At 38.1% G+C, this 7,319-nt stretch carries 9 protein-coding genes; 2 read left to right on the top strand and 7 right to left on the bottom strand.

All coding sequences use genetic code 11. The annotated features are described in order from the left end of the window. Positions 1-53: 53 nt before the first annotated feature. The 6 genes from CSV73_RS14875 to CSV73_RS14850 form a co-directional block, all read right to left on the bottom strand. Positions 54-941, bottom strand: coding sequence for a transcriptional regulator CcpC (locus CSV73_RS14875; RefSeq protein WP_085133101.1), 888 nt, complete (start codon positions 939-941; stop codon positions 54-56). Beyond that, positions 928-2,367, bottom strand: a complete 1,440-nt coding sequence (locus CSV73_RS14870) for an MDR family MFS transporter (protein WP_199093165.1) — start codon at positions 2,365-2,367, stop codon at positions 928-930. Before CSV73_RS14870 ends, CSV73_RS14875 begins: the two co-directional genes overlap by 14 nt. A 141-nt stretch (positions 2,368-2,508) precedes the next feature. After that, entirely contained in the window at positions 2,509-2,946 is a 438-nt protein-coding gene (gene cbpB / locus CSV73_RS14865; RefSeq protein ID WP_085133099.1) for a cyclic-di-AMP-binding protein CbpB, read from the bottom strand. A 136-nt stretch (positions 2,947-3,082) separates the two neighbouring features. Further along, entirely contained in the window at positions 3,083-3,316 is a 234-nt protein-coding gene (locus tag CSV73_RS14860; protein ID WP_143560916.1) for a hypothetical protein, read from the bottom strand. 151 nt (positions 3,317-3,467) lie between these two features. Then, complete coding sequence (locus CSV73_RS14855) at positions 3,468-4,352, bottom strand: NAD(P)-dependent oxidoreductase (RefSeq protein WP_085133097.1); 885 nt, start codon at positions 4,350-4,352, stop codon at positions 3,468-3,470. Positions 4,353-4,524: 172 nt separating this feature from the next. Next, the gene (locus tag CSV73_RS14850; protein ID WP_085133096.1) at positions 4,525-4,701 is read right to left on the bottom strand and encodes an aspartyl-phosphate phosphatase Spo0E family protein; all 177 of its coding nucleotides are present in this window, start codon (positions 4,699-4,701) and stop codon (positions 4,525-4,527) included. 220 nt (positions 4,702-4,921) lie between these two features. On the opposite strand from CSV73_RS14850, the gene CSV73_RS14845 reads away from it, so the two are divergent. Next, positions 4,922-5,152, top strand: coding sequence for a YkvS family protein (locus CSV73_RS14845; protein ID WP_085133095.1), 231 nt, complete (start codon positions 4,922-4,924; stop codon positions 5,150-5,152). Positions 5,153-5,173: 21 nt separating this feature from the next. After that, positions 5,174-5,797, top strand: coding sequence for a hypothetical protein (locus tag CSV73_RS14840; RefSeq protein WP_099627975.1), 624 nt, complete (start codon positions 5,174-5,176; stop codon positions 5,795-5,797). A 61-nt stretch (positions 5,798-5,858) separates the two neighbouring features. On the opposite strand, the gene CSV73_RS14835 is transcribed toward CSV73_RS14840, so the two are convergent. Next, complete coding sequence (locus CSV73_RS14835) at positions 5,859-7,241, bottom strand: ATP-binding protein (RefSeq protein WP_099627974.1); 1,383 nt, start codon at positions 7,239-7,241, stop codon at positions 5,859-5,861. Between the last annotated feature and the right edge of the window lie 78 nt (positions 7,242-7,319).

The raw sequence follows: 7,319 nt of genomic DNA, 5'->3' as shown, positions 1-7,319 counted from the left end.
GCGTAGAGGACTCATTGCCCTTACGTTTTTTCTGTTCTGTCCCAACCTCTTTTTTACTGATCTTTTCTCAATAACTCCGCGTACTCCTGTACGATATCTACAAATGCCTTCACTTGCTTCAATTCAAACGTAGAGCCATAACCAATTAGCCATGTATCACGTGTCAGTTCAAACTCTTCTTCACTATTCAGCAGTGGTATTAGATTGACTTTTTCATCGCCCGATAATGTGATGGAAGGCAGTATGGCATAGCCAATACCTTTCAACGCGAGCTGCTTGCACATTTCAATCTGATCCACTACGATCTGACGGCTTGGATTTTGATTGAAGTGTTTGTTCCACCAGCGTTGAATTTCCATATAATAGTTCGAATCACTTTTATACTGAATAAAGTGGCGATTGGTGTCTTTTAATTCATCAATTGTCGAGATTTCAGAATCCACTAGATATAGCTGATCACGGAATAAATAGACACGATTACTTTTCCAGTCCGTTTGCCCTCTAACGATACCGATATGCGCTTCTCCTTCGTACAAAGCTTTGGAGATTTCCGAACTCCATCCCGTCATCAATGAAATCTTGGCATCAGGATAAAGTGCTACATAGTCTTTTAATACTTGAGGCAACCAAGTCTGACCGATAATCGAGGCACAGGCAATCTTCAATGTGCCATGTACTTTATCTTCAAGGGAGGCGATCAATTCCATCGTCTCATCTTTCTTTGCCAAGGATTCCTTCGCATAGTTAATGACGTGTTCACCTGCTGGCGTTGGTTCCAGACCTTTTTGTGAACGGATGAACAACTGCATGCCCCATTCTTTTTCAATCGTCTGGAGGCGTTGTGACAAAGCAGGCTGAGACAAATGCAAGCGTTCTGATGCTTTACGCATGTTGCCCTCTTCAGCCAATGCTTTAATAATATCCAGTTCAATTGTTGACATGATCCTGCACCTTCCCCCGTGGAATTCGTAAAATCAATAATAAACTGATGACGGCAAATAGAGTAATCGCTATGTACACCCAGTGCAAGGAGATGTCTAAACCGCTTTGTAAACTGACTAGCTCTTGTGATGTAATCATTGAGCGTCCGTCTTTCGTTAACAATGTATTGACGTCATCAATCGTGTAAGGCAATTTTTCTTTGGCAAAATAGGCAATAAGTGTAGCATTCAAAATGGCTCCAAACACAGAAGCGCCAATTGTATTGCCAAAATTTTTCATAAACATATTAGTGGCAGTAGCCGAGCCTCTTTGTTGACGCGGCACAGCTCCTTGAATCGTTACAATGAAGGATGTATTAGTCAGCCCCATTCCGACACCAATGAAGAAGCTAGAACATCCCGCCCATACCGGTCCCAGCGTCGCGTTCATGAAGACAAACATCGTTGTGCCAATTACAAGGGACACGCCACCGATAAACGATACGAGAAACGGGCCGAAACGTATGAGTAAATGCCCCGCCAATGAGGAAGCTAAAGGCCAGCCAATTGACATAGCAGTTAATGTGAAACCTGCTATGATCGCTGGTTGTTCCATAATTCCCGATACATAAGTAGGTAAATAAGAAGAAACCCCTATTAAAATAACTCCAGTAGTTAGCGAGACAAGATTCGCATATAAAATAACGGGATTTTTCCAAATGCTAAAAGAGATAAGTGGATCTTCCGCCAGCTTTTCTTGTCTGAAAAATAACCAAAATGAAATTCCGCACAGTATGATCAAAGCAACACCGAAAGCTGAAAAACGGCCAAACCCTTGACCTCCTTCTACCAACCAGATTAAGATCGTCGACAATGCAGATGTCAGGAAAAAAGCACCTTTGTAATCGACAGAAGCTTTTTGGGTTTCTTTTGGTTCATGCAAAAAGAAATAAATGACACCCATCGAAAGCAGTCCAAGTGGTACGTTCACCCAAAATATATATTGCCAGCTAACGTATTGCACAATCAATCCACCAATAACAGGACCTAAAACTGCAGAAACGCCCCATACACTCGACAAATACCCCTGTATTTTCGCACGTTCTTCTGTTGAATAAATATCACCAATGATCGTAGTCGCAATGGGCATAACGGCTCCCGCTCCCACACCTTGTATGAGACGATAGACAATCAATTGCTCCATAGAGCCGGCGAATCCACAAAGGATGGAACCAATCAAAAAAATCGTCAAGCCCATAAAAAAAATCGGCTTTCGACCAAATAAATCGGCTAACTTTCCATAAATCAATACCGTCACAGTACTCATTAATAAATAAGATGAAAATATCCAACTATATCGCGAAAACCCACCTAGTTCAGAGGCGATAGTCGGCATCGCAGTAGTAACAATAGTCGCTTCCACTGCCCCCACAAACATAGCGAGCATAACAGCAGCGAGCACAAAGGGCCGATTAGTTTCTTTACGCACAGCTATTTCAACTCCTTCTATTAGAAAAAGACCCCTGTATCGGAGCCCTTTAACATTTTACTATAGCATTTGCTTCGCTGCTTTATCTAAATAAGTTCATTAGATGCTGTAAATATACTTTTTAAATTCTTTCATCACTACACGTCTTGTGATAATACCCGCAAATGTTCCATCCTTTTCAGTGACACATAAAAACGGATGATTAATCAATAGATCTACTGCACGTTGAAAACGATCATTCACACGAATCGTCGGCAGATTCGTATCCATAATTTCATCTACTTTTATATCTTCTAATCTCTCATATTCAATGCGTTCCATACCTAAAATAGAATCTGTAATCATACCAATGCCAAGAAGCCCTTTCAAATGATATTGATTATCCAATACAGGAATGGCAGAATAGCCAGTCTTCGTCAAGACAAGCAGCGCATGCTCTGCATTATTGCCAATTTGTACATGAGCAACTTTTTCCGAAGAAATAATTTGATTTGCGATGGGCGCGGTAAGAAAATCTTTATTGTTTATAGAAACCATAGGTGATCGCTCCTTCTGTTCTTCATCTACATACATTTACCTAAAAGTCCGTTCACTGCTTCCCATCCATCATACCACAAAAAGCCATTTATCACCTCAAAAGAAAGCGGATTCATAAAACAAAAAACCTCTTTCTTTAATAGAAAGAGGCCCAATAATAAAATATGATGATAAAGATAAAAATAGAAGCGACTATGATAATCCACAGTAATGGGTTCATAGTATATGGATTCTTAGCTACAACATCTGGTATACGATCTTTTTCATTTAACTGGAATGAACGACTCGTTTTCCTTACTCCAGCTATTCCAATTCCAAGCATAATGGCGGAGACAAACACCATAGGCCACAACCAAATATCCCACATCATAACTCCCTCCTTTTCGCACATACTATAGTAAAGAGCATGTGCAATAAGTGAGTAAGTATGCGTACTGAACTTTCAGCAAATCATTCGCAAATAGTTATTTGCGATTTTTTATAAAATATGCATAAAGAAGTTTTTATGATTTGCTTCTATTTCATTCTATATACTTTTTAATCAAGACTTGCGTTCCATTTTCCCCATAACCTTTAGCGAGTAACTCTGTATACATATCGCGGGCTAGTTGTAATCCCGGCAATTTCAGATTCAGTCTTTCCGTTTCCTGTAAGGCAATATTTAGATCCTTTACAAAATGTTTTACATAAAATCCTGGTTCATAATTTTCGTTAATAATTCGTGGGCCCAGATCCGATAAACTAAAGGAATTCGCCGCACCCGAAGTGACGGATTGTAACATCGTGTCCGGATCAAGGCCCGACTTCATTGCGTAAGCAATCGCTTCGCATGCCCCTATCATATTTCCAGCGACAGTAATTTGGTTGCACATTTTGGCGTGTTGCCCAGCTCCAGCTTGTCCTTGATAGACAATTTGTTTGCCGAAAACAGACAAAATAGGTAATACCTTTTCAAATAATTCTTTTTGACCTCCACACATGATAGAAAGTGTACCATTCCGAGCCCCTATATCTCCACCAGATACAGGAGCATCAAGAGAATTCATTTGTAAAGAAGCAGCCTTTTCTGCTATGGCAATGGCTAGTTCTGGACTTGACGTTGTCATATCTACTACGATCTGAGAAGGTCGACCATTTGCAAATATACCTTGATTTGATAAATAAACTTCTTCCACATCGGAAGGCATGCCGATCATCGTGAAAATAATGTCCGCATCTTGAATAGCTTCGGCAACGTTATCGGCCCATTTTGCTCCTAAAGCTACCAGTGGTTCGGCCTTTTTTTTCGTTCTAGTGAATACTGTTACTTCATATGATGCGTTAAGCAAATGCTTAATGATACTAGAACCCATAACACCCGTACCAATAAATGATATTTTTTCTTTTCGCACATTCTCACTCCTCATTGTATACGATCATCTCCATCGTACAGAATTTCAAATATTTTTACAATTGAGGAGACAAAAAAAGAGGACCAATACAAGATTGGTCCACAAAAGGGGGAAATGAGAATGTTGCTGTGTTCATTTATATCTTTCCCCCTTTTACTTTAAGTTAAACATTCATTTCCACATTAACTTAAGGTAGTTGTGTTTTTTTCTTGTTGTTAAATTCATTAATTAATATATCTAATTTACGACTAAGTTCAATGGTATTCTTAGCGTTCATACCATGTTTTTCGGCCGTCTGTATTAGTTGTTTTCTCACACGTTCAATTTCTAAATTGCAATTATGCACTACTTGCACACCTCTCATCTATAATTACTCTATTCTGTAATATACCAACAACTTAATTTTATTAAACCGAAATATTATCGACACTTTACGACATGATGTATATGCATATATTTCCTTTAGTTCTAGAAATAAGACTTTACGTTTTGAACATTATAAGGCAAACTATAATGGAATTACCAATATTATCATTTCATCACTTTGCTTAATGTAAATGATGTTTGAAGAAAGGATGGTTAGCATGACGATTGCAGAAATAGGTGATATCATAGAATTCAAAGAGGGCTTACAAGGAATTGTTGAGAAAGTGAACGAAAACTCTGTAATTGTAGACTTAACGTATATGGAGAACTTCGATGAATTGCTAATGCAGGAGAAAACCGTGGTGAATCATAAACGTTATATCATTTTGAGTAGTAATTCGCAAAAAGGAAACCTTCCTCCCTGTGATCCGTCCAATAGAATAGTATAGTATATGAAGGAGTGGTACGATATGAACAACAAATGGCGTATAATTTTCACTTCACTGACAGCCTCTATCATGCTTGCTGCATGCGGAACATCTGATGCAGAACCGGAAAAAGATACAACAGGTAATGCTATCGAAGAACCTGCTGCTCCCGAAACAGATGTGGAAGATAGCACTTCTCCCGAAAATGAAGCAGAAACAGGCGAAAATGCCATGAAAGATGCTGTGGAAACAACAAGCGATGAACAAGATTACTCGATGCAGGTACTTCCTGGATATACACTTACAAGTGAAGAACCAGGTAGAGATAGTCTATATGTAGAAGAGGACAGCGAAACATTCATGCGAATCGAGACTATGCCTAAAGACGAGGAATCTTATACTTTTGATGAACTCTATGAAAATATGGAAGAATTGTTGACAGCTTCAAGTGACGGTGAAACACCTGTTGAGATAACAGAGCAAACAGATCTTCCACAAGCAGATGGTATCCAGTCTGTTAAAGGTGCAGTAGTAGATTCTACTGAAGGATATTTTACAGGCTATGTCATCGAGCGTGAAGACAAGTTAATTCGTGTAACAATTTACGCACAAGAAGACAACGAACATATAAAAGATTTTAAAGATATGGCAGCTACAATTAAGTGATATTTCTATATAGAAAAGGCCGATCCCATAGGATAGGCCTTTTTTCTATATAGACTTTCAATCATTCTGATTCTGGGACGGAGATTTTTGGAAATGTCAAATGAAAAACCGTTCCTTTACCTACTTCACTAGTAACTGATATAGAACCGCCATGCTCTTGAATGGTTTTCTTAACAAATGGAAGGCCTAAACCCGTTCCTCCCGGTTTGTTTGTAATAAACGGTAAGAAAATAGTATCAAGTTGTTCTTTTTCCATTCCAATCCCTGTATCAGATATAAAGATATCTATATTACGATGATCACCTTCGCTTATCAAGACAGACAATGTATCATTTGCACTCATGGCTTCCATTGCATTTTTAAGAAGATTAATGAATACTTGTTTAATACGGTTAGGATTTGCTTTAATTAATAATGACCCCGTTGCATTAAATTCGTTCACTAAATGAATTTGATCCAACAATGCTTTAGGGCGAAGCAATATAAGTACGTCTTCTACTAAAACGGATAATGAAAATATCGTGATTTCGTCAACAACTGGTTTTGATAGTGCCAGCATTTCGTTCAATATTTCGTTCATACGTTTGACTTCATCTTGAATGACGTTTACATACATTTGTGCATTTCCGGTTACTTCGTGTTCCAGTAGTTGGAGAAATCCTTGTAACGTTGTCATCGGATTGCGTACTTCATGTGCAATGCTTGCAGCAATTTCTCCAGTCGTGCATAATTGGTCGGAGTGTGCCAGTTGCTCAAATAGACGTTCTTTTTCAGTAATGTCAACAATTCGTAAGACGAACATTTGTGTTCTACAGTCCAATTTCAACATTACTTCTTGGCAACGTTGTATTCCATTATATGTGTAAGACATTTTCACTGTCGAAGATTCTTGTGTTAATGCTTTTAGGATATATTCTTCAAAAGAAAATGAAGAGGTGGGAACCATTAAATTAAAAAGATCTTGTAGATGTAATAATTCATTAGAAATTTGGTCTGGGAACATTTCCGAAAACAAATCATTCGTCGAAATAATATACCCCGATTCATTCACTAGCGCCATTGGGATAGTGGCTGTTAAATAAGCACTTTCATAAAGTTGATGCAATTTGTGATTTTGTTCACCAATTTTTATTGTTAATATCGCCCTTCCGTTATATTGCTGGTATATAATATAACAAGGTTCAAGATTTTTATTCGGCACATGTAAATGACCAGTCAATACAGTTTGATCGGCTATCGTTTCTGTCTTCAACAGAAACAACCGTCTCTCTATTTGTTCAGACAAATTAGGATCAAATATTTCAGATATATGGTGTGGTATGAAATCTTTAGGTATGAGTAATTTAACAGCTTCCGTCATATCAAGTATATCGCCATCTTCATCTAAGACGATCTTAAAAAGCGAACTTTCTAGATAACGATTGATATCTAGTGTATTTAGCACTATAGCAGTACCCCCTCAATGAAATAGCAACTATCAACCACTTACTTGTAAATTTATTCTTATTTGGAAGTGAATTCT

This window comes from Sporosarcina sp. P1 (assembly GCF_002743155.1).
GTDB lineage: Bacteria > Bacillota > Bacilli > Bacillales_A > Planococcaceae > Sporosarcina > Sporosarcina ureae_B.
The sequence above is the reverse complement of the archived record's forward strand: the minus strand, read 5'-3'. Positions and strand labels throughout refer to the sequence as shown.